Origin of the sequence: Streptomyces sp. NBC_01525 (assembly GCF_045040405.1) — a bacterium.
GTDB classification, from domain to species: Bacteria; Actinomycetota; Actinomycetes; order Streptomycetales; family Streptomycetaceae; genus Streptomyces; species Streptomyces benahoarensis.
In genome coordinates, this window is record NZ_CP109397.1 from 5,528,891 (window position 1) to 5,552,058 (window position 23,168).

At 71.2% G+C, this 23,168-nt stretch carries 18 protein-coding genes; 11 read left to right on the top strand and 7 right to left on the bottom strand.

Features of this window, described 5'->3' with window-relative positions; translation table 11 throughout:
* Window positions 1–99: 99 nt before the first annotated feature.
* The 9 genes from ngcE to OG422_RS24645 all read left to right on the top strand — a co-directional run bounded on the left by ngcE (window position 100) and on the right by OG422_RS24645 (window position 12,486).
* Window positions 100–1,539: an N-acetylglucosamine/diacetylchitobiose ABC transporter substrate-binding protein gene (ngcE, locus tag OG422_RS24605; protein ID WP_405745659.1), complete on the top strand. Its 1,440-nt coding sequence runs from the start codon at window positions 100–102 to the stop codon at window positions 1,537–1,539.
* A 58-nt stretch (window positions 1,540–1,597) separates the two neighbouring features.
* A complete protein-coding gene (locus OG422_RS24610) occupies window positions 1,598–2,521 on the top strand; it encodes a carbohydrate ABC transporter permease (RefSeq protein ID WP_143943856.1) in 924 nt (307 codons plus the stop codon).
* The gene (locus OG422_RS24615) at window positions 2,522–3,427 is read left to right on the top strand and encodes a carbohydrate ABC transporter permease (RefSeq protein ID WP_143943857.1); all 906 of its coding nucleotides are present in this window, start codon (window positions 2,522–2,524) and stop codon (window positions 3,425–3,427) included.
* Window positions 3,428–3,719: 292 nt separating this feature from the next.
* The gene (locus OG422_RS24620) at window positions 3,720–4,919 is read left to right on the top strand and encodes an ROK family transcriptional regulator (RefSeq protein ID WP_143943858.1); all 1,200 of its coding nucleotides are present in this window, start codon (window positions 3,720–3,722) and stop codon (window positions 4,917–4,919) included.
* 171 nt (window positions 4,920–5,090) lie between these two features.
* On the top strand, window positions 5,091–6,185 hold the full coding sequence (locus OG422_RS24625; RefSeq protein WP_405745663.1) for a sugar ABC transporter substrate-binding protein: 1,095 nt from the start codon (window positions 5,091–5,093) through the stop codon (window positions 6,183–6,185).
* A gap of 267 nt (window positions 6,186–6,452) precedes the next feature.
* On the top strand, window positions 6,453–7,253 hold the full coding sequence (locus OG422_RS24630; RefSeq protein ID WP_384590711.1) for an ATP-binding cassette domain-containing protein: 801 nt from the start codon (window positions 6,453–6,455) through the stop codon (window positions 7,251–7,253).
* The gene (locus tag OG422_RS24635) at window positions 7,250–8,545 is read left to right on the top strand and encodes a sugar ABC transporter permease (RefSeq protein WP_405745667.1); all 1,296 of its coding nucleotides are present in this window, start codon (window positions 7,250–7,252) and stop codon (window positions 8,543–8,545) included. Before OG422_RS24630 ends, OG422_RS24635 begins: the two co-directional genes overlap by 4 nt.
* A gap of 203 nt (window positions 8,546–8,748) precedes the next feature.
* The gene (gene dxs, locus OG422_RS24640; RefSeq protein ID WP_143944097.1) at window positions 8,749–10,749 is read left to right on the top strand and encodes a 1-deoxy-D-xylulose-5-phosphate synthase; all 2,001 of its coding nucleotides are present in this window, start codon (window positions 8,749–8,751) and stop codon (window positions 10,747–10,749) included.
* A 186-nt stretch (window positions 10,750–10,935) separates the two neighbouring features.
* Window positions 10,936–12,486: an amino acid permease gene (locus OG422_RS24645; RefSeq protein ID WP_405745670.1), complete on the top strand. Its 1,551-nt coding sequence runs from the start codon at window positions 10,936–10,938 to the stop codon at window positions 12,484–12,486.
* A gap of 100 nt (window positions 12,487–12,586) precedes the next feature.
* On the opposite strand, the gene OG422_RS24650 is transcribed toward OG422_RS24645, so the two are convergent.
* The 3 genes from OG422_RS24650 to OG422_RS24660 form a co-directional block, all read right to left on the bottom strand.
* Window positions 12,587–12,991 carry an NTP pyrophosphohydrolase gene (locus tag OG422_RS24650; protein WP_143941933.1) on the bottom strand — a complete coding sequence of 135 codons (405 nt, stop codon included), beginning with the start codon at window positions 12,989–12,991 and terminating at the stop codon, window positions 12,587–12,589.
* A 96-nt stretch (window positions 12,992–13,087) separates the two neighbouring features.
* On the bottom strand, window positions 13,088–15,247 hold the full coding sequence (locus tag OG422_RS24655; RefSeq protein WP_405745674.1) for a 3-hydroxyacyl-CoA dehydrogenase NAD-binding domain-containing protein: 2,160 nt from the start codon (window positions 15,245–15,247) through the stop codon (window positions 13,088–13,090).
* A complete protein-coding gene (locus tag OG422_RS24660; RefSeq protein WP_143941935.1) occupies window positions 15,244–16,485 on the bottom strand; it encodes an acetyl-CoA C-acyltransferase in 1,242 nt (413 codons plus the stop codon). Before OG422_RS24660 ends, OG422_RS24655 begins: the two co-directional genes overlap by 4 nt.
* 187 nt (window positions 16,486–16,672) lie before the next feature.
* On the opposite strand from OG422_RS24660, the gene OG422_RS24665 reads away from it, so the two are divergent.
* The gene (locus OG422_RS24665) at window positions 16,673–17,392 is read left to right on the top strand and encodes a PepSY domain-containing protein (RefSeq protein ID WP_405745677.1); all 720 of its coding nucleotides are present in this window, start codon (window positions 16,673–16,675) and stop codon (window positions 17,390–17,392) included.
* Window positions 17,393–17,488: 96 nt separating this feature from the next.
* On the opposite strand, the gene OG422_RS24670 is transcribed toward OG422_RS24665, so the two are convergent.
* From OG422_RS24670 to OG422_RS24680, 3 genes are all read right to left on the bottom strand, one after another.
* Window positions 17,489–18,763, bottom strand: coding sequence for an HRDC domain-containing protein (locus tag OG422_RS24670; protein WP_405745679.1), 1,275 nt, complete (start codon window positions 18,761–18,763; stop codon window positions 17,489–17,491).
* Between the two features lie 77 nt (window positions 18,764–18,840).
* Window positions 18,841–19,503 carry a response regulator transcription factor gene (locus OG422_RS24675; protein WP_030279967.1) on the bottom strand — a complete coding sequence of 221 codons (663 nt, stop codon included), beginning with the start codon at window positions 19,501–19,503 and terminating at the stop codon, window positions 18,841–18,843.
* Window positions 19,504–19,880: 377 nt separating this feature from the next.
* A complete protein-coding gene (locus OG422_RS24680; protein WP_405745682.1) occupies window positions 19,881–20,537 on the bottom strand; it encodes a DUF3000 domain-containing protein in 657 nt (218 codons plus the stop codon).
* 102 nt (window positions 20,538–20,639) lie between these two features.
* Here OG422_RS24680 and hemE point away from each other — a divergent pair, with 102 nt between their 5' ends.
* Window positions 20,640–21,707, top strand: coding sequence for a uroporphyrinogen decarboxylase (hemE, locus tag OG422_RS24685; RefSeq protein ID WP_405745685.1), 1,068 nt, complete (start codon window positions 20,640–20,642; stop codon window positions 21,705–21,707).
* 24 nt (window positions 21,708–21,731) lie between these two features.
* Here hemE and OG422_RS24690 read toward each other — a convergent pair whose 3' ends face one another.
* Entirely contained in the window at window positions 21,732–23,111 is a 1,380-nt protein-coding gene (locus OG422_RS24690) for an FAD-dependent oxidoreductase (RefSeq protein WP_405745688.1), read from the bottom strand.
* Between the last annotated feature and the right edge of the window lie 57 nt (window positions 23,112–23,168).

Here is a 23,168-nt window from a genome sequence, read left to right on the forward strand (position 1 = left end):
CCCGGCGTACATCCCGTACCACTCAGCTCCATCTGACGACCTGCGGTGCCGGGGAATGTCGGGCACCGTCTGAGTCCTTAAGAAGGCGAGGACTTGAGCATGGGATCCACCTCGGAATTCAACCGGCGCGATCTGGTCAAGCGGGCAGCGGCCATGGGAATCGTCGCGCTCCCCGCCATGAGTTTCCTTTCCGCCTGCGCCAGCTCCGGCGGTGGCGGCGGCGAAAAGGCCGCGAAGGGCACCAAGTCGGCGAAGAATCCGCTCGCCGTCAACGACAGTGCCGGTCTGGACGTCGTCATCTTCGACGGCGGCTTCGGAGACGCCTACGCCAAGAGTGCGCTTGCGGAATACGCCAAGGCATTTCCGAAGGCCGCCGGAAAGGCCAAGCTGACCTCCACACAGAAGATCCAGTCGACGCTGCAGCCGCGTTTCAACGGCGGCAACCCGCCGGACCTCGTCGACAACTCCGGCGCCGAACAGATGGATTTCGGCACCCTCGTCAGCAAGGACCAGCTGACCGATCTCAACGCCCTCCTCGATGCCCCGTCGATCGACGACCCGGCCAAGAAGGTGCGCGAGACCCTGCGTCGTGGCGTCGTCGAAATGGGGCAGTTCGGCGGCAAGGAGACCTGGATTCTCTACTACGCGTACACCGTCTACGGCGTGTGGTATTCGAGAGGGAATCTCGCGAAACTCGACGCGGAATATCCCGAGACCTGGGACGATATGCTCGCGCTCTGCGCGAAGGCCAAGAAGCGGGGCATAGCCGGGTGGACCTACCCGGGTAAGTACCCGTACTACTTCCCGTTCTCCCTCTACCCCTTCATCGGCAAGATCGGTGGCCCGGAGGTGCTGCGGCGGATCGACAACCTGGAGCCGAACGCCTGGCACGACCCGGCGGTCAAGGCGGCATTTGAGGCGTACTACGAGCTGTACCGCAAGGGCTACATCCTCAAGGGCTCGCCCGGTCTCGACCACCTCCAGTCGCAGAACGCCTGGGCCGAGGGGAAGGCGCTGTTCATCCCCAACGGCTCCTGGGTGGAGAACGAATCCGCCAAGCAGATCGCCCAGGACCCGCACTTCCAGCTCGCGGTCGGCGCCCCGTCCAGCCTCTCCGCCGCGGACAAGATGCCCTACGGCACCCTCTGGGCGTCCGGCGGCGAGCCGTACATCGTCCCCAAGCAGGCGCACAACGCCGAGGGCGGCATGGAGCTGCTGCGCGTCATGCTCGGCAAGAAGGCGGCGCAGAACTTCATCAAGCAGGTCTCCTCACTGACCTCGCTCGACGGCGGAACGGACGGCGTCGATCTGCCGCCGGGGCTGGCCTCCGCGCAGACCGTACTGGAAAAGGCGGGAAAGAACGTCCTCAATCCCCGGCTCCAGGACTGGTATGTCGCGCTGGAGAAGGAAAAGATCGGCGTCGGCGCCATCGGCGAGATGATGGCCGGCCGGATGACGCCCGACGAGGCGATCAAGAAGATCCAGAAGTACGCGGACGACACCCGCGCGGACTCCAGCGTCACCAAGTACAAGCGCTGACCCATGGAGGGAACGAGCCACCGGCACCATCCGCAGCGCAAGAACGGGACCGGCAGTCATGCAGCACGGTAAATACCGTTTCATCGCGGGATTCCTGATCATTCCGCTGGCGATTTACGCGGTCTTCGTGATCTCGCCCTTCGTGCAGGCCATCTACTACTCCCTCACGGACTGGACGGGCCTGAGCCCGGACCTGCGGATGGTCGGCTTCGACAACTACGTACGCCTCTTCCAGGACTCCGTGTTCTGGGCGGCGGTGGGAAACAGCGTGACGCTGTTGCTGCTGCTCCCGGTGATCACGCTCAGCCTCGGGCTGTTCTTCGCGTTCATGCTGAACGTCGGTGGCCGCCGCCGGAAGAAGGCGGTCATCGGCGGCGTGCGCGGATCCGGCGTCTACAAGATCATTTACTTCTTCCCGCAGGTGCTGTCCGTCCCGATCGTCGCGCTGCTCTTCCAATTCGCGTACAACCCGGAAAGCGGCGCCCTGAACGCCTTTCTCGGCGCCCTCGGCCTCGACGGGGTGCAGCCGAACTGGCTGGGCGATCCGCAGCTCGCGCTGTGGTGCGTCATGGGCGCGATGGTGTGGGCCAATGTCGGCTTCTATGTCGTGCTGTTCTCGGCCGGGATGAGTTCGATTCCCAAGGACTTCTACGAGGCCGCGCTGCTGGACGGCGCGAACCGCGTGAACACGTTCTTCCGGATCACCCTGCCGCTGCTGTGGGACACCGTGCAGACCGGCTGGATTTACATGGGGATTCTCGCCCTGGACGTCTCCGCCTTCGCGTTCGTGCAGATCATGAGCGTCGGCCCGGGCGGCCCCGACTACTCGACCGAGGTCCTGCCGCTCTACGTCTATCAGCGGACCTTCCGCGACGGTCAGGCCGGGTACGCGACCGCCATCGGCGTCTCCCTGCTGATCGTGACCCTCGTCTTCTCGGCCGTCGTGATGCGGCTGGGGCGACGCGAGCGACTGGAGTTCTGAATGAGTACGCAGACCGAACCCGCCGCCCGCCACGCCGCGCCGAAGGACGGACCGGGCCGCGCGGGGCGCCGCGGCGGCGAGGGCGGCGTGCTGAACGTCTTCTCCCACGGCGTCCTGGTGATCTGGGGCCTGCTGGTCACCATGCCGCTGCTGTGGGCGGTGGTCTCCTCCTTCAAGGACGACGCGGAGATCTTCGGCTCGCCCTGGAGCCTGCCGTCCGTGCTGCACCCCGACAACTGGGTGCGCGCCTGGGAGAAGGCGAACATGGGCGAGTACTTCCTCAACTCGCTGATCGTGGTGGGTGGTTCGCTGATCGGCACGATGGTGCTCGGCTCGATGGCGGCCTATGTGCTGGCCCGCTTCGACTTCCCCGGCAACCGCGTCCTCTACTTCCTCTTCGTCGGCGGCATGGGCTTCCCGGTCATCCTGGCGCTGGTGCCGCTCTTCTTCGTCATGAAGAACATGGCGCTGCTGGACACGTACCACGGGCTGATATGCGTCTACATCGCGTACTCGCTGCCGTTCACCGTCTTCTTCCTCAGCGGGTTCTTCAAGACGCTGCCGACCTCGGTGGCGGAGGCGGCGCTCATCGACGGCGCCTCCCACACCCGCACGTTCTTCCAGGTCATGCTGCCGATGGCGAAGCCGGGCCTGATCAGCGTCGGCATCTTCAACTTCCTGGGGCAGTGGAACCAGTACCTGCTGCCGACGGTGCTCAACGTCGGTGATCCGCACAAGAAGATGCTCACCCAGGGGCTGGTGGCGCTCGCGGTCAGCCAGGGGTACAAGGGCGACTGGTCGGGGCTCTTCGCCGGCCTGACCATCGCGATGCTGCCGGTGCTCGCGGCGTACATCATCTTCCAGCGGCAGGTGGTCGCCGGTCTCACCGCCGGCGCGCTCAAGTAGCCGCCGGGGCTCCGAAGGTCCCGCGCCGCCTCCACGGGGCGCGGGACCTTCGCCTGTCGCGGGGGCCCCGGGGGCCCGTCCGCTCCGGCGCGGGCGCCCGTCCGCCGCGGTGCGCCGACCGTCCCCGCGCGCCCGCCCCGCCCCTCGTGGCCGTGGTCGAGGACTTGACGGGAGGTGATCCGTACGGCTCAGCTTAGATTCACATGTTGGAGACAAGCCGGGCCCTGTTGGTGTGGTCCGGCCCGGCTGGCGGTCGTCGTGCCGCACGCCTCAGGCGGGAGTGGATGAGCCGATGGAGACTCCGGGGTCGCAGTCCTCGCTGCACCGGGCCAATCTGGAGCGGGTCGTGCGCGCGGTGCGCATGGCGGGCTCGCTCACCCAGGCGGAGATCGCCCGGAGCACGGGGCTGTCCGCGGCCACCGTCTCGAATATCGTTCGTGAGTTGAAGGACGGCGGCACCGTCGAGGTGACGCCCACCTCCGCCGGGGGCCGCCGGGCCCGCAGTGTGTCCCTCTCCGGCGACGCGGGCATCGTCGTCGGCATCGATTTCGGCCACTCCCATCTGCGGGTCGCGGTCGGCAACCTCGCCCACCAGGTGCTCGCCGAGGACGCCGAGCCGATCGACGTGGACGCCTCCGCCGCCGAGGGCCTCGGCCGCGCCGAACGGCTGGTCGCCCGGCTCGTCGAGGCGACCGGCATCGCCCCCGACAAGGTCATCGGCGTCGGTCTCGGCGTGCCCGGCCCCATCGACGTCGAATCGGGCACCCTCGGCTCCACCGCGATCCTGCCGGGCTGGACCGGCACCAACCCGGGCGCGGAGCTGTCCGGGCGCCTCGGCGTCCCCGTCCACGTCGACAACGACGCCAACCTCGGCGCCCTGGGCGAGCTGGTGTGGGGCAGCGGACGGGGCGCCGCCGACCTGGCGTACATCAAGGTCGCCAGCGGGGTCGGCGCCGGGCTGGTCATCGGCGGGCGGATCTACCGCGGTCCGGGCGGCACGGCGGGCGAGATCGGCCACATCACGCTGGACGAGTCCGGGCCGGTCTGCCGCTGCGGCAACCGCGGCTGCCTGGAGACTTTCACCGCCGCCCGCTACGTCCTCCCGCTGCTCCAGCCCAGCCATGGCCCGGATCTGACCATGGCGCGCGTGGTGGAGCTGGCCCGCGAGGGCGACCCCGGGTGCCGCCGGGTCATCGCGGATGTGGGCCGCCACGTCGGCAGCGGCGTCGCCAACCTCTGCAATCTGCTCAACCCGAGCCGGGTGGTGCTCGGCGGTGATCTCGCGGAGGCGGGGGAGCTGGTGCTCGGGCCGATCCGCGAGTCGGTGTCGCGGTACGCGATCCCCAGCGCGGCCCGGCAGTTGGGCGTGGTGCCCGGCATGCTGGGCGGCCGCGCCGAGGTGCTCGGGGCGCTCGCGCTGGTGCTCAGCGAGATGGGCGACGCCACCCTGCTGGACGGCGCGCAGGCCGTGCACGGCGCCGCGTCCGCCTGAGAACCCCCGGTGTACGAACGGTGGCTGACGTGCGGCTGACTTCAGGCACCTAACGTATGGCACCGTTGTCATCTCGTTAAGGATTTACTCCTTGACGGCGTCCTTGTGGCCGAGTTGACTTCCAGCCACCTCGGCCGCAAGGACGCGGCCTCGTCAGGGAGGCAAGCTCACATGAATGTCTGGACGCGTCGCGCCGTCATAGGCACCGCCGCCGTTTCGATGGCCCTCTCGGTGGCCGCCTGCGGCAAGGCGGGCGACGGCGACAAGGCCGCGGGCGGGGACGGCAAGACCATCGGCCTGCTGCTGCCGGAGAACAAGACCACCCGCTACGAGACCTTCGACCGGCCGCTCATGGAGGCGAAGATCCATGAGCTGTGCGCCGACTGCGAGGTCAAGTACAACAACGCGGCGCAGGAGACCGAGACCCAGAAGAAGCAGTTCGACGCGCTGATCACCCAGGGCGTCAAGGTGATCATCCTGGACCCGGTCGACTACAAGGCCACCAAGTCGTGGGTCGACCAGGCGGCCAAGAAGGGCGTCAAGGTCGTCGCGTACGACCGGCTGGCCGAGGGCGAGATCTCCGCGTACGTCTCCTACGACAACGAGAAGATCGGCCGCCTCCAGGGCGAGGCGCTGGTCAAGGCGCTCGGCAGCGACGCGAAGAAGAGCAACGTCGTGATGATCAACGGCTCGCCGACCGACGCCAACGCGCCGTTCTTCAAGAAGGGCGCGCACACCGTCCTCGACAAGCAGGTCAAGAAGATCGTCTACGAGCAGGACATCCCCGACTGGTCCTCGGACGAGGCCAACAAGAAGATGAGCGCGGCCATCGACTCGCTCGGCAAGGACGGCTTCCAGGGCGTCTACGCCGCCAACGACGGCGAGGCGGGCGGCGCGATCACCGCCCTCAAGCAGCAGGGCGTCAAGGTCCCGGTCGGCGGCCAGGACTCCGAGCTGGCGGGCCTCCAGCGCGTCCTCAAGGGCGACCAGGCGTTCACCATCTACAAGCAGATCAAGCCGCAGGCGGACGCCACCGCCGAGATCGCGGTGAAGCTCCTCAAGGGCGAGAAGATCGGCGCGCTGGCGCCCACGAAGGTCGACAGCCTCAGCGGCGACGTCAAGGGCATCCCGGCGAAGCTCTACGACGCCCAGGTCGTGACCAAGGACAACGTCAAGGACACGATCATCAAGGACAAGGTCTACAAGGCGAGCCAGATCTGCACCGCCGATGTGAAGGCGGCGTGCGAGGCGGCCGGTATCAAGTAGCCCGCCCGGTCAGCCCGGTCAGCCCGGTCAGCCCGGTCGCCCCGGTCAGCCCGGGGCGCGGGCGGCGGCACCGGCCGCCGGATCCGGGCCCGGGCGGACCGCCGCTCCGGCCCCGTGCCGTCGGCCCCGGTGCCGCCGCACCGGCCCCGCCCGCGCGGCGCGGCCGTGCCTCCGCCGGTACCCCGGTGTCCCGCCGCACCCCACCCCCCCTCGCAGAACCCGGTGCCCCCGCACCACCGTCCCGCCCCTGTGAAGGCGGCGAAGGAGATGATGTCCGTGTCCGCTACGCCCGTGCTGGCGTTGCGCAAGGTCTCCAAGCGGTTCGGCGCCGTCCAGGCGCTCACCGACGTCACGCTGGAGATCCACCCCGGTGAGGTGGTCGCCCTGGTCGGCGACAACGGCGCCGGTAAGTCCACCCTCGTCAAGACCATCTCGGGCGTGCACCCGGTCGACGACGGCACCATCGAGTGGGAGGGCGCGCCGGTCCGCATCACCAAGCCGCACGACGCCCAGGAGCTGGGCGTCGCCACCGTCTACCAGGACCTCGCGCTCTGCGACAACCTCGACGTCGTCGCCAATCTCTACCTCGGCAACGAGCTGCGCGGCGCGGGCGTCCTGGACGAGATCGCGATGGAGAAGCGGGCCAAGGAGCTGCTGGACACCCTGTCCATCCGGATCCCCAGCGTCCGGATCCCGGTCGCGGCGCTCTCCGGCGGTCAGCGGCAGGTCGTCGCCATCGCCCGCGCCCTGATCGGCGAGCCGAAGGTCGTCATCCTCGACGAGCCGACCGCCGCGCTCGGCGTCGAGCAGACCGCCCAGGTCCTCGACCTCGTGGAGCGGCTGCGCGAGCGGAACCTCGGCACCATCCTCATCAGCCACAACATGGCCGATGTCCAGGCCGTCGCCGACCGCGTCGCGGTGCTCCGCCTCGGCCGCAACAACGGGGTCTTCGACGTCGCCACCACCTCGCACGAAGAGATCATCGCGGCCATCACCGGCGCCTCGGACAACGCCGTCACCCGCCGCAAGGCACGCACCGAGCAGGGCAGGAAGGAGGAGGCGCGATGAGTGACCTCACCAAGAAGACGGCGGACGCCACGGAGCCGGACCGCACCGAGGCGGCCGAGGCGCCCGCCGCCGTCGACCCCCGCCTCCTCGTCCGCGAGCAGGGCCTCGCCGGGTACCTGAGCGAGTTCAGGCGGCGGGTGCGCGGCGGTGAACTGGGGTCGCTGCCGGTCGTCGTCGGACTGATCGTCATCGCGGTCGTCTTCCAGCTGAAGAACAGCGCCTTCCTCTCCGCCGACAGCCTCGCCAACATCGGCGTCTACACCTCCGGCCTGGGCATCATGGCCGTCGGCATCGTCTTCGTGCTGCTGCTCGGCGAGATCGACCTCTCCGTCGGCTCGGTCGCCGGTGTCGGCGCGGCCGTCTGGGCGGTGCTGAGCGTCACCCACGGCGTCAGTGACTGGCTCGCCGTCCTCCTCGCCGTCGCGGCGGGCGCCGCCATCGGCACCCTGCACGGCTTCTTCTTCGCCAAGGTCGGCGTCCCCGCGTTCGTCGTCACGCTCGCCGGATTCCTCGGCTGGAGCGGTCTGCAGATCTGGCTGATGGGCAAGGAGGGCTCCATCAACACGCCTTCGGGCAGCGTGGTGGAGAACCTCACCGGCTACTACTTCGAGGACAAGGCCGCCGCCTACGGCCTCGCCCTCGTCGCCGTCCTCGCGTACGCCGGATCGCTGCTGTGGGAGGCGCGCCGCCGCCGGGCCGCGGCGCTGCCGTCCCGCCCGGCGAGCGAGATCGCGCTGCGCACCGGCGTCGTCGCGGTCCTCGCCTTCGCCGTCGCCTACGTCCTGAACGAACCGGCCGGCGCCCGCGGTCTGCCGCTGGCCCTGGTGCTCTTCCTCGCCGTCCTCGTCCTCGCGGACTTCGTGGTGCGCCGCACGTCCTACGGGCGGCAGATCTTCGCGGTCGGCGGCAACGCGGAGGCGGCCCGCCGCGCCGGTATCAACGTCAACCGCGTCCGCGTCACGGTCTTCGCGGTCTCCGGCATGCTGGCGGCCTTCGGCGGCCTCTTCATCGCCAGCCTCTCCGGCGGCGCCACCAAGAACCTCGGCGCCGGGAACACCCTGATGAATGTGATCGCCGCGGCGGTCATCGGCGGCACCAGCCTCTTCGGCGGCCGAGGCAAGATCTGGTCCGCGCTGCTGGGCATGCTCGTGATCCAGTCGATTCAGCAGGGTCTGAACCTCCTCGGCATGGCCAGTGAGATCCAATACATGATCACCGGCGCGGTGCTGCTCGCGGCGGTCGTCATCGACTCGCTCTCCCGCCGCACCCAGAAGACCGCCGGACGCACCTGAGCCCCGGCCCGTACCGCCCGGGGCGGCCCCCACCAGGCACCTTCCGGTGGGGGCCGCCGCATGTCCGGCGGTTGGCCGAATCCGACGGGTCACCCGAGTGACATACATCGCGAGGCCCGAAGGTCGCGGCGGACACCGGAACATTAGACTCGGCTGATCAGCAACCTCGACCAGTTTCGAAGCTCGACAAGCAGGGAGGCACAGTGCAGAAGGTGCCGCGCGAAGCGCGCCAGGCCGGGGCGGTGGCCGGAGACGGACGGGAGTTGCTGACCCGTATCGAAGGACCACGCGACCTGGACCGGCTCACGCCGCAGCAGCTCGGGCAGCTCGCCGGGGAGATCCGTACCTTCCTCGTCGACGCGGTCGCCCGGACCGGCGGTCACCTCGGCCCCAACCTCGGTGTGGTGGAGCTGACCATCGCCCTGCACCGGGTCTTCGACTCCCCGAAGGACCGCGTCCTCTTCGACACCGGGCACCAGTCCTACGTCCACAAGCTGCTCACCGGCCGTCAGGACTTCGGCCGCCTGCGCGCCAAGGGCGGCCTGTCCGGCTACCCCTCGCGCGCCGAGTCTGAGCACGACGTCATCGAGAACAGCCACGCCTCGACGGTTCTGGGCTGGGCCGACGGCCTGGCCAAGGCCAACCAGGTCCGCGGCAAGGACGACCATGTCGTCGCGGTGATCGGCGACGGCGCGCTGACCGGCGGTATGGCCTGGGAGGCGCTCAACAACATCGCGGTCGCCAAGGACCGCCCGCTGGTCATCGTCGTCAACGACAACGAGCGCTCCTACGCGCCGACCATCGGCGGCCTCGCCGACCACCTCGCCACGTTGCGCACCACCGACGGGTACGAGAAGTTCCTCGCCCGCGGCAAGGACCTGCTGGAGCGCACCCCGGTCGTCGGCAAGCCGCTGTACGAGACGCTGCACGGCGCCAAGAAGGGCCTCAAGGACTTCATCGCCCCGCAGGGCATGTTCGAGGACCTGGGCCTGAAGTACGTCGGCCCGATCGACGGCCACGACATCGAGGCGCTGGAGTCGGCGCTCCAGCGCGCCAAGCGCTTCGGCGGCCCTGTCATCGTCCACTGCCTCACCGAGAAGGGCCGCGGCTACAAGCCCGCCGAACAGGACGAGGCGGACCGCTTCCACGGCATCGGCGTCATCCACCCGGACACCGGCCTGCCGGTCGCCGCGTCCGGCGCCGACTGGACCTCCGTCTTCGGCGAGGAGATGGTCAAGCTCGGCCACGAGCGCGAGGACATCGTCGCGATCACCGCCGCGATGCTCCAGCCCGTCGGCCTGAAGAAGTTCGCCGCCGCCTTCCCCGACCGCATCTACGACGTCGGCATCGCCGAGCAGCACGGCGCGGTCTCCGCCGCGGGCCTGGCCACCGGCGGTCTGCACCCCGTCTTCGCGCTGTACGCCACGTTCGTCAACCGCGCCTTCGACCAGGTGCTGATGGACGTCGCGCTGCACCGGTGCGGCGTCACCTTCGTCCTCGACCGCTCCGGCATCACCGGCACCGACGGCGCCTCCCACAACGGCATGTGGGACATGTCACTGCTCCAGGTCGTGCCGGGGCTGCGCATCGCCGCGCCGCGCGACGCCGATCAGGTCCGCGCGCAGCTGCGGGAGGCCGTCGACGTCGACGACGCCCCGACCGTGGTGCGCTACTCCAAGGGCGCGGTCGGCCCGGCCGTCGAGGCGGTCGGCGCGGTCGGCGGCATGGACGTGCTGCGCGCCCCGGTGGCGGTCGTCGGACGCCCCGATGTGCTGCTGGTCTCGGTCGGCGCGCTCGCCCCGATGTGCCTGGAGATCGCCACCCTCCTCGACAAGCAGGGCATCTCCTCCACCGTCGTCGACCCGCGCTGGGTCAAGCCGGTCGACCCGGCGCTGCCCGGCCTCGCCGCCGAGCACCGCGTCGTTGTCACCGTCGAGGACAACATCCGTACCGGCGGCGTCGGCGCGGCTGTCGCGCAGGCGCTGAGGGACGCGGACGTGGACCTCCCGCTGCGCGACTTCGGCATCCCCGAGCGCTTCCTCGACCACGCCTCCCGCAAGGAGGTCATGGCCGAGATCGGGCTGACCGCGCCGGACATCGCCCGGCAGGTCACCGGCCTGGTGGCCAAGCTCGACGGCCGGTTCGAGGGCGCGTCCGCCAGCGCCGCGGGCGCGCCCCGCCCGGCGGAGGTCGCGGGCGACTGACCCGCGCGATACGGGCCGGCCGGCCACCTCCGGGTGCGCCGACCGGCCCATCCGTTTGCCCGCCGCCGCGCTCCATAGGGTGAATCGCCGCCGCCCGGGGCCCGCCACCCCTGACGATTTGTCTGCATTGCAGAGAATTTGCCAGTTCAGGTGAGTGGTGAGGGTCGTCCAGGCGGAGGTTCGCCCATGAGCACACAGCAGGGCCCAGGCACCCGGTCACGCCGCGACCGCGGGGTGTTCCGGACGAAGAGCGTCGAGCAGTCCATCGAGGACACCGAGGAGCCGGAGCACGCGCTCAAGAAGTCCCTGTCGGCGCTGGACCTGACGGTCTTCGGCGTCGGTGTCGTCATCGGCACCGGCATCTTCGTCCTCACCGGCAAGATCGCGAAGGAGCAGGCGGGCCCGGCGGTCGCCCTCTCCTTCGTCGTCGCCGGTGTGGTCTGCGCCCTCGCCGCGCTCTGTTACGCGGAGTTCGCCTCCACCGTCCCGGTCGCGGGGTCCGCGTACACCTTCTCGTACGCTTCGCTCGGCGAGTTCCCCGCCTGGATCATCGGCTGGGACCTGGTCCTGGAGCTGGCGCTGGGCTGCGCGGTGGTCGCCGTCGGCTGGTCCGGCTACGTCCGCTCGCTGCTGGACTCCGCGGGCTGGCATCTGCCCGCCGCGCTCTCCGGGACCCAGGGCGGCATGTTCGGCTTCGACCTGCTCGCCTGCATCCTGGTCCTGGTGCTGACGGCCATCCTCGTCCTCGGTATGAAGCTGTCGTCCCGGGTGACGAGTGTGATCGTCGGCATCAAGGTGACGGTGGTGCTGCTCGTCGTCATCGCCGGGTCGTTCTTCATCAGCGGCCAGAACTACCGGCCGTTCCTGCCGCCCACCCGTCCGCACGCGGGGGGGAGCGGCTACGCCGCCCCGCTCTCCCAGCTCCTCTTCGGCTTCACCCCGTCCCACTTCGGCGTCATGGGCATCTTCGCCGCCGCCGCCGTCGTCTTCTTCGCCTTCATCGGCTTCGACATCGTCGCCACCGCCGCCGAGGAGACCCGCCACCCGCAGCGCGACGTCCCCCGCGGCATCCTCGGCTCCCTCGCCATCTGCACCTTCCTCTACGTCGCGGTGTCGATCGTGGTCACCGGCATGCAGAAGTACACCGAGCTGTCGACCGACGCCCCGCTCGCCGACGCCTTCAAGTCCGTCGGCCATCCCTTCTACGCCGGGATCATCAGCTTCGGCGCGGCGGTCGGCCTCACCTCGGTCTGCATGATCCTGCTGCTGGGGCAGAGCCGGGTGTTCTTCGCGATGAGCCGGGACGGGCTGCTGCCGCAGTTCTTCTCCCGGGTGCACCCCACGTTCGGCACGCCCTACCGCTCCACGGTCCTGCTGGGCGCGGTGGTCGCCGTCGTCGCCGGGTTCACCTCGATCAACGAACTCGCCGAACTCGTCAACATCGGCACGCTCTTCGCCTTCGTCGTCGTCGCCCTCGGCGTCATCCTGCTCCGCCGCTCCCGCCCCGACCTGCCCCGGTCCTTCCGCACCCCGCTGGTCCCGCTGGTCCCCGCGCTGTCGGTGCTCGCCTCGCTCTGGCTGATGCTCAACCTGCCCGCCGAGACCTGGCTCCGCTTCGCCGCCTGGATGGTGATCGGCATCGTCGTCTACGCCATGTACGGGCGGGCGCACAGCCGCCTGGGGCGCCGTATCGCGGCCGAGGGGAGGGCGGCGGGCGGTGGTGCGGGGCGGGGCTGAGGGACAACTTCCGTACGGGAGCGCGCTGTTGGGGGTGGGGCCGCGCCGACGGCCGGGCCGCCCGCCATCGTGGGGGCCGCCCCGCCTCCTCAGTCGTCCGTCACGCCCCCGACCGACCGCCCCCGCCCCGGGCGTCGCGGACCGCGCGGGGGCCCGCCACCCGCGCGCCCAGCGCCTCGACGCGGGCCCGCAGGCCGCGGTCGGCGGTCACCACCAGGCAGTCCCGCCCGGCGCCCTCGGCCGCCACCAGCTCCACCATCCGGTCGTCGCCGCTGCCGGGTGCGGACTCCACCCGCACCCCGTCGACGGACGCCACCTCCCGGGCCGCGCCCTCCACCACCAGCACCAGCTCCAGGGGCGGTTCGGCGTACCCGGGCAGGCCCGCGGCGGCGTGGGCGGCCAGCCCGTCCCGCAGCCGCTCCGCGGCGCCGCGCCGGTCGCGCCACCAGCCATCCGGGACCGACCCGACGACGTTCGCGGCATCGACGATGACCAAGGAATCCATGGCTCCAGCCTGTCATGTGCCGGGCGGCGCGGCGGACGCACGACGGCGCGGGCCGGCTCCGCCAAGCCGACCCGCGCCGCTGTGTTGCCAGGTGCCTTACGCGGGCACGCTCGCCAGGCCCGGGGCCAGGAACTTCTTGCCCGTCACCCGCTCGGAGACGCCCGCGCGGTCCAGGTACGGCGTGATGCCGCCCAGGTGGAAGGGCCAGCCCGCGCCGGTGATCAGGCACAGGTCGATGTCCTGCGCCTCGGCGACGACGCCCTCGTCCAGCATCAGACCGATCTCCTGCGCCACGGCGTCCAGCACACGGTCGCGGACCTGCTCCTCGGTCAGCACCGCGTCGCCCTGCTGCAGCAGCGCGGCGACCTCCGGGTCCAGCTCCGGCTTGAAGCCGTTCTCGGCGGAGTAGACGTAGAAGCCGCGCTTGCCCGCATCGACGACGGCCTTGAGGTTCGGGGAGACGGTGAACCGCTCCGGGAACGCGCCGTGCAGCGTCTCGGAGACGTGCAGACCGATCGCCGGGCCGACCAGCTCCAGCAGGACCAGCGGTGACATCGGCAGGCCCAGCGGCTCGACGGCCTTCTCCGCCACGGCGACGGATGTGCCCTCGTCGATGACGTTCTGGATCTCGCCCATGAAGCGGGTCAGGATGCGGTTGACGACGAACGCCGGGGCGTCCTTCACCAGCACCGCGGTCTTCTTCAGCGACTTGGCGACGGCGAAGGCGGTGGCCAGCGACGCGTCGTCGGTCTTCTCGGCGCGGACGATCTCCAGCAGCGGCAGGATCGCGACCGGGTTGAAGAAGTGGAAGCCCACGACCCGCTCGGGGTTCTTGAGCTTCGACGCCATCTCGGTGACCGACAGCGAGGAGGTGTTGGTCGCCAGGATCGCGTGCTCCGGGACGACCGCCTCGACCTCGGCGAACACCTGCTGCTTGACGCCCATCTCCTCGAAGACGGCCTCGATGACGAAGTCCGCGTCGCCGAAGGCGGCGGCCTTGTCGAGGTGACCGGTCACCAGGCCCTTGAGGCGGTTCGCCTTGTCCTGGTTGACGCGGCCCTTGAGCAGCAGCTTGTCGATCTCGCCGTGGACGTACTCGACGCCCTTGTCGATCCGGGCCTGGTCGATGTCGGTGAGGACGACCGGGACCTCCAGGCGGCGCGCGAAGAGCAGCGCCAGCTGGGAGGCCATCAGACCGGCGCCGACGACACCGACCTTGGTGACCGGGCGGGCCAGCGCCTTGTCCGGCGCACCGGCGGGCCGCTTGGCGCGCTTCTGTACGAGGTGGAACGCGTAGAGGCCGGAGCGCAGTTCGCCGCCCATGATCAGGTCGGCGAGCGCCACGTTTTCGAGAGCGAACAGCGTCTCGGTGTCGAAGCCCTCGCGGGCGGAGCCCGCGTTCTTGGCCGCCGCGATGATGTCCAGCGCGCGGTAGGCGGCGGGGGCCGCGCCGTGCACCTTGCCGTCGGCGACGGCCTTGCCGCGGGCCACGGCCTCGTCCCAGGCGGCGCCGCGGTCCAGCTCGGGCCGCGCGACCTCGGTCTCGCCGGTCAGCACCGAGGCGGTCCAGATCAGGGACTGCTCCAGGAAGTCCGCGCCCTCGAACAGCGCGTCCGCGATGCCGAGGTCGAAGACCTGCTCTCCCTTGAGCTGCTTGTTCTGGTTGAGGGAGTTCTCGATGATGACCGAGACCGCGCGGTCGGGTCCGATCAGGTTCGGCAGCAGCACGCAGCCGCCCCAGCCGGGCACCAGGCCGAGGAAGACCTCGGGCAGCGAGAACGCGGGCAGCGCCTTGGAGACGGTGCGGTACGAGCAGTGCAGGCCGACCTCGACGCCGCCGCCCATCGCCGCGCCGTTGTAGTACGCGAACGTCGGCACGGCCAGGCCCGACAGCCGCGTGAAGACGTCGTGGCCGCCCTTGCCGATGGCCAGCGCGTCCTCGTGGCGCTTCAGCAGCTCGACGCCCTTGAGGTCGGCGCCGACGGCGAAGATGAACGGCTTGCCGGTGATACCGACGCCGACGATCCTGCCGTCCGCGGCCTCCTTCTCGACCTGGTCGATCGCCACGTTCAGGTGGGCGAGTGACTGCGGGCCGAAGGTGGTCGGCTTGGTGTGGTCCAGGCCGTTGTCCAGCGTGATGAGCGCGAAGCGGCCCGCACCCTTGGGCAGGTCGAGGTGGCGCACATGCGCCTGGGTGACGACCTCGTCCGGGAAGAGTTCGGCCGCGCCCTTCAACAGCTCAGCGGTAGTAGTCACTTGTTCCCCTCGCGGTGTCCATTAGTCGCTCCGCTCCAGTGCGGGTTCTCCCAGATCACGGTGCCACCCATGCCGAAGCCGACGCACATGGTGGTGATGCCGTAGCGGACGTGCGGCTGCTCCTCGAACTGGCGGGCCAGCTGCGTCATCAGCCGGACGCCGGAGGAGGCCAGCGGGTGGCCGAACGCGATGGCGCCGCCGTACTGGTTGACGCGCGGGTCGTCGTCGGCGATGCCGTAGTGGTCGAGCAGCGAGAGCACCTGGACGGCGAACGCCTCGTTGATCTCGAACAGGCCGATGTCGTCGATGGTCAGACCGGCCTTGGCCAGCGCCTTCTCCGTCGCCGGGACCGGGCCGATGCCCATGACCTCCGGCTCCACGCCCGCGAAGGCGTAGTCGACAAGACGCATCTTGACGGGCAGGCCCAGCTCGCGCGCCACGTCCTCGGCGGCGATCAGCGAGGCGGTCGCGCCGTCGTTGAGACCGGCGGCGTTGCCCGCGGTCACCCGGCCGTGCGGCCGGAACGGCGTCTTCAGCCCGGCGAGGTTCTCCAGCGTGGTGCCCGGCCGCATCGGCTCGTCGGCGGTGGCCAGACCCCAACCAATCTCGCCCGCCTCGGCGTTGGTCCGGCGCACCGAGACCGGCACCAGGTCGGCCTGGATCTGGCCGTTGGCGTACGCCTTCGCGGCCTTCTCCTGGCTGCGGACGGCGTAGGCGTCGGCGCGCTCCTTGGTCAGGTGCGGCAGCCGGTCGTGGAGGTTCTCCGCCGTCATGCCCATGAACAGCGCCGACTGGTCGACCAGCTTCTCGCTGACGAACCGTGGGTTGGGGTCGACGCCCTCACCCATGGGGTGCCGTCCCATGTGCTCGACGCCACCGGCGACGGCGATGTCGTACGCACCGAAGGAGACGCCACCGGCGATGCTGGTGACGGCGGTCATCGCACCGGCGCACATGCGGTCGATGGAGAAGCCGGGCACCGACTGCGGCAGGCCCGCCAGGATGCCGGCGGTACGGCCCAGGGTCAGGCCCTGGTCACCGATCTGCGTGGTCGCCGCGAGCGCGACCTCGTCGATCTTTGCGGGGTCCAGGTCCGGGTTGCGGCGCAGCAGCTCCCGGATGCACTTGACGACCAGGTCGTCGGCGCGGGTCTCGTGGTAGATGCCCTTCGGGCCCGCCTTGCCGAACGGGGTGCGGACGCCGTCGACGAAGACGACGTCCCTAGCGGTACGAGGCACGTTGGCTCTCCTCCAGGTGCGGGATGGCACTGCTGCGGGGCGCCCCCGGAGGGACGCATCACACCGACATGCTACTTACGGGTAACCATGCTGCACAGCCCCCTCGCCCGGAGCGGTGAAGGTCACATCGCGGAGGTGTCGGCGCCGTGGAGATGTGATCAACCACAGGCGCACATAAAGTGCCTCTATGGACACAAAGCGTAAGGATCTGGTGGTGTGTGTGCGCGGTCGGCGGCGTCCCGTGGGGCCCCGCGCGCTCGGAGCGGTGTGCGCCGTTGCCGCCACCGGTGCGCTCCTCGCGGGCTGCGGCAGCGGCACGGGCAAGAGCGTGAGCGGTGCGCCGGACAGTCCCGAGGTGGCGTCCCCGGCGGCGGCCACCTCCCCAGGCGGCTCCCCGAACACCTCGCCCGGCCGGAATCTGACCAAGGACCAGAGCGAGAGCAAGGAACTCTTCGCGAAGACCAAGGCCGACCACGCGCAGGTGCTGACCGCCGCGGCGGGCGCCGTGCCGCACACCGAGCCCGTCTCCACCGAACTGAAGGGCGGAGGCGCCGGCAACCCCGTATGGGAGACGGTGATGGCGGCGGCCGACGGTACCGCCCACACCGTCCGGGTCGACGCGGTCACCGGGAGGGCCGGGAAGCCGGTCGCCGAGCAGCAGAAGGCCGAGGACCGCAAGGCGCTGGCGAAGCGGCTGCGGGACGCCACGGTCACCGCGCCGACGGCCGCCAGGACGGCGATGGCGAAGAAGAAGGGCGACGTCGCGGCGATCGAGCTGGAGAACACCGACCACGGCAAGCCCGTCTGGAAGGTGGACGTCGTCTCGACCTCCGACTGGAAGAAGACGACCTTCGACGTCGACGCCAAGGAGAACAAGATCCTGCAGGAACACACCGACCAGGACTGACGCCCGTAGACCGGTCCGCGGCCCCGGCGCCGTACGGTCCGCAGCGGCCACCCGCACCCCGGCGCGCCCATGAGGCCGCCGGGGTGCGGTGTGCCGTCAGCCGTCGTGCGTCGTCAGCGCCTGGGTGAGCAGGGGCGACACCAGCTGGACCTGCCAGGGGCGCGCGCCGTGCCCGGCCAGGACGGCGGAGACGGCATCCGGGTTCGGCTCGGCGGGCGGCTCCCAGCACAGCCGGCGCACGGTGTCGGGCGTGATGAGGTTCTCCTGCGGGAGGTTCAGCTCCTCCGCCAGCGCGGTCACCGCCGCACGCGCCGCCGAGAGCCGCGCCGCGGCCACCGGGTCCTTGTCCGCCCAGGCGCGGGGCGGCGGCGGGCCGTTGAGCGGCGCGCCGGGCTGCGGCAGTTCGCTGTCCGGCAGCGCCCGCGCCCGGTCCACGGCCGCCTGCCACTGCTCCAGCTGACGGCGGCCCATCCGGTGCCCGAAGCCGGGCAGCGCGGCCAGCGCGTGGGCGTTCGGCGGCAGATGCAGCGCCGCCTCCACGATCGCGGAGTCGCCGAGCACCTTGCCCGGGGAGACATCGCGTTTCTGGGCCACCCGGTCGCGCGCCGTCCACAGTTCGCGGACGACGGCCATCTGACGACGGCGGCGCACCTTGTGCATCCCGGAGGTGCGGCGCCAGGGATCCTTGCGCGGCGGGGCCGGGGGAGCACCGGCGATGGCGGCGAACTCCTGCCGGGCCCACTCCAGCTTCCCCTGCTGCTCCAGCTCCTCCTCCAGCGCGTCGCGGAGATCCACCAGCAGCTCGACGTCGAGCGCGGCGTAGCGCAGCCACGGGTCGGGGAGCGGACGGGTCGACCAGTCGACGGCGGAGTGGCCCTTCTCCAGCGCGTAGCCGAGGACGTTCTCGACCATCGCGCCCAGGCCCACCCGCGCGAAACCGGCGAGGCGGCCCGCCAGCTCGGTGTCGAACAGCCGGGTCGGCACCATCCCTATGTCGCGCAGGCACGGCAGATCCTGGGTGGCGGCGTGCAGGACCCACTCGGTGTCGGCGACGGCGTCGCCGAGCGTGCCGAGGTCCGGGCAGCCGACCGGGTCGATCAGAACGCTGCCGGCGCCCTGGCGGCGCAGCTGGACGAGGTAGGCGCGCTGGCCGTAGCGGTAGCCCGAGGCACGCTCGGCGTCGACGGCGAGGGGGCCGTTGCCCGCCGCGAGGGCGGCGACGACCTGGGCGAGGGCGTCACCGCTGGCGGTCACCGGGGGGATGCCCTCACGGGGCTCCAACAGGGGTTCCGGCGCCGGTCGGGAATCCGGAGGCGAGTCTCCGGCTGCTCGCAGTGTCGTGTCTGCTGCGGTCTTTTGGGCGTCGGTCACCTGTCAAGGGTATCTGTGTATGCGCATCGCCCGTCGAGGGGAACGTTCCCTCGACGGGCGATGCGCCGGGGTGCGGGTCAGTGGATGATGCCGGTGCGCAGCGCCACGGCCACCATTCCGGCCCGGTCTCCGGTGCCGAGCTTGCGGGCGATGCGGGCGAGGTGGCTCTTGACGGTCAGGGCGGACAGCCCCATCGACACGCCGATCGCCTTGTTGGACTGGCCCTCCGCCACCAGCCGCAGCACTTCGACCTCCCGGCCCGACAGCTCGCGGTAGCCGCCCGGGTGGCCCGGGGCGCCCGGCGGGCGGCGCTGCATACGGGCGGCGTGGGCGCCGATGGGTGCGGCTCCCGGGCGGCCCGGCAGGCCGAGGTTGGTGCGGGTGCCGGTGACGACATAGCCCTTGACGCCGCCCGCGAGGGCGTTGCGTACCGCGCCGATGTCGTCGGCAGCGGACAGGGCGAGGCCGTTGGGCCACCCGGCGGCGCGGGTCTCGGAGAGCAGCGTCAGGCCGGAGCCGTCGGGCAGGTGGACGTCGGCAACGCAGATGTCGCGTGGGTTGCCGACGCGGGGGCGGGCCTCCGCGATCGACGACGCCTCGATCACGTCCCGTACTCCGAGGGCCCACAGGTGGCGGGTGACGGTGGAGCGGACGCGAGGGTCGGCCACGACGACCATGGCCGTCGGCTTGTTCGGGCGGTAGGCGACCAGGCTCGAAGGTTGCTCGAGGAGAACAGACACCGGGCCTCCTGGGGGGAGTGGCGGGACGGACACGACCGGCTACAAGGGGCGAGCCGGGACGTTCCGTATGTGAAGGGTCACTGACCTCTTCGGCAGCAATCCGAGGGGACTTTAGGCATCGATCACGATTTAGTTAGTGTCAATTCGGACAAATCGGATGCGTGAGCGATCATACGTGAACACCGGGGTGATCAACGGCGCACCACTTTCCGCGCACGGTGCACGAGGACGGCGCCGGGCGCGCGGCACGGACACGCCGAGGGCGCCGCACCGCGTGGTGCGACGCCCTCGGTTCGGGGCCGTGCCCGGTGGCCGGCGCCGTGAGTGGTGGGCGCCGGTCGGCCGGGCCGGGGCTTCGCCGCCCGGCGCGGGACGGCTCAGCGGGGCTGGACCCCCCGGCGCTGGGGGAGCGGCACCACACCGCCGCGCGGACCGGCCTCCTGCGAGGCCGGGGGCAGACCGGCGACCTGGCACAGCAGGTCGCACCACGCCGCGAGGTGCCCGCCCGTGTCGGGTACACCGCCGGGGCCCTCGGCAGGGGTCCACGACGCGCGGATCTCGATCTGGGTGGCCGGCTCCCGCGCCGCCAGACCGCCGAAGTGGTGCGACGCGGCCCGCGTCACCGTCCCGCTCGCCTCGCCGTACCGCACCGCGCGGGCGTCCAGCGCGCCCGTCAGCCACGACCAGGACACCTCGGGCAGCAGCGGATCGGCGCCCATCTCCGGCTCCAGCTCCGCCCGCGCCAGCGTCACCACCCGGAACGCGCCCTGCCACGCCTCGTGCCCGGCGGGGTTGTACAGCAGCACCAGCCGTCCGTCCGCCAGATCCGCGTCCTCGCCGTCCGGGCCCGCGCCCCGCTCGACCACCGTGGCCTCCAGCGCGGTGGCGTACGGCGCGAGCCGTTTCGGGGCGGGGACCACATCGAGGTCGATCTCGGGACGCAGCCGAGCCGCGCGGAGCGACTCGACCGCTCGTCGGAAGGGGATCGGGGTCTCGTCCGCGCTGTCCGAGAGGTGTTCGTACGCCGCAGCCATGCCCGGAAGAGTAGGCGGTAGTGGCGCCGCGGAGGGGGAGGACACCCGATGCGCGCGTCGCCCGTTCGGAGGTGTCCGGTGCCGCATGCGAAGATTCCGTGCGTGAGCGACAACGACCGCCCGACGGGCCAGCAGCAGACCGGAACGTACGACTCGGCCTTCCTCAGGGCCTGCCGGCGCGAGCCGGTGCCGCACACCCCGGTGTGGTTCATGCGGCAGGCCGGACGGTCGCTGCCCGAGTACCACAAGGTCCGCGAGGGCATCGCGATGCTCGACTCCTGCACGCAGCCCGATCTGGTCACGGAGATCACCCTCCAGCCGGTGCGCCGCCACCACGTCGACGCCGCCGTCTACTACAGCGACATCGTCGTCCCGCTCAAGGCCATCGGCATCGACCTCGACATCAAGCCGGGCGTCGGCCCCGTCGTCGAGAACCCGATCCGCACCCGCGCCGACCTGGACCGGCTGCGTCCGCTGGAGCCCGGCGACGTCGCGTACGTCACCGAGGCGGTGCGGATGCTCGTCAAGGAGCTGGGGCCCACGCCGCTCATCGGCTTCGCCGGTGCGCCGTTCACGCTCGCCAGCTACCTCGTCGAGGGCGGCCCGTCCCGCAACCACGAGCACACCAAGGCGCTGATGTACGGCGACCCGCAGCTCTGGGCCGACCTGCTGGACCGCCTCGCCGTGATCACCGCCGCCTTCCTCACCGTGCAGATCGAGGCCGGGGCGAGCGCCGTGCAGCTCTTCGACTCCTGGGTCGGCGCGCTGTCGCCCGCCGACTACCGCCGCTCGGTGATGCCCGCCTCCACGAAGGTCTTCGAGGCGGTCGCGCACCACGGCGTGCCGCGGATCCACTTCGGTGTCGGCACCGGCGAGCTGCTGGGCCTGCTCGGCGAGGCCGGGGCGGACGTCGTCGGCGTCGACTGGCGGGTGCCGCTGGACGAGGCGGCCCGGCGGGTCGGCCCCGGCAAGGCGCTCCAGGGCAACATCGACCCGGCCGTGCTGTTCGCCCCGCGCGAGGCGGTGGAGACCAAGGCCCGTGAGGTGCTGGACGCGGCCGCCGGGCTCGACGGCCACATCTTCAACCTCGGCCACGGCGTGCTGCCCGCCACCGACCCGGACGCGCTGACCCGCCTCGTCGAGTACGTCCACACGCAGACCGCGCGCTGAGCCGCCGGTCCGGTCCACCGGGCGTCACACCCCGGCGGCCCGGACCGCCGCCGTGGCCTTGCGGGCCGCGACCAGCACCGGATCCCACACCGGGGAGAACGGCGGCGCGTAACCCAGGTCGAGCATGATCATCTGCTCCACCGTCATCCCGGCGGTCAGCGCGACCGCCGCGATGTCCACCCGCTTCCCGGCGCCCTCACGGCCGACGATCTGCACGCCCAGCAGCCGCCCCGTACGCCGCTCGGCGAGCATCTTCACGTGCATCGGCCGGGCCTTGGGGTAGTACCCGGCGTGATGGGTCGACTCGATGGTCACGGTCACGAACTCCAGGCCCACCGCGCGGGCCTGGTGCTCCAGGAGGCCGGTGCGGGCGATCTCCAGATCGCAGACCTTGCTGACGGCGGTGCCCACCACCCCGGGGAAGGTGGCGTAGCCGCCCGCGACGTTGGCGCCGATGACCTGGCCGTGTTTGTTGGCGTGGGTGCCGAGCGGGAGATGGCGGGTGTGGCCCGCCACCAGGTCGAGGACCTCCACGCAGTCGCCGCCCGCCCAGACGTTCTCCCGGCCGCGCACCCGCATCGACAGATCCGTCAGCAGCCCGCCGGACTCCCCGAGCGGCAGCCCCGCCGCCTCGGCCAGCGTCGTCTCCGGACGGACGCCCATCCCCAGCACCACCACGTCCGCCGGATACTCCGCGTCCTCGGTGGCCACCGCGCGGGCGCGCCCCTCGTCGTCGGTCAGGACAGCGGTGACGACGGCGCGGCGCACCGTCTCGATGCCCAGGCCGCACATCGCGGCGTGCACCCGCGCGCCCATGTCCGGGTCGAGCGTGGACATCGGCTGCTCGCCCCTGTCCAGCACCGTCACCGCGTAGTCGCGGTGGACCAGCGCCTCGGCCATCTCCACGCCGATGTACCCGGCGCCGATCACCACGGCGCGGCGGCCCGGGGACGCGGTGAGGGTGTCGATCAGGGCGCGGCCGTCGTCGAGGGTCTGCACGCCGTGCACCCCGCGCGCCTCGATACCGGGCAGCGGGGGCCGCAGCGGCCGGGCGCCGGTGGCCAGCACCAGCTTGTCGAAGTCCGTCCAGCTCTCCCGGCCGCCGTCGTCCAGCGCCCGGGCGCGCACCCGGCCGCGCTCCAGGTCGAGTTCGGTGACCTCGGTCCGCATCCGCAGGTCGATGGTGCGCGCCCGGTGCTCCTCGGGCGTACGGGCGATCAGCGCCGCGGGGCCGTCGACCTTGCCGCCGACCCAGTACGGGATGCCGCATGCGGAGTACGACGTGAAGTGGCCGCGCTCGAACGCGGTGATGGCCAGCTCGCCGGGCCCCTTCAGCCGCCGGGCCTGCGAGGCGGCCGCCATGCCCGCCGCGTCGCCGCCGATGACCACGAGTCGTTCCGCCATGGAAGCCCCTCACGCCGTCCGCCGTGCCCGCGCGGAACGCCCGCACGAGCCCACCCG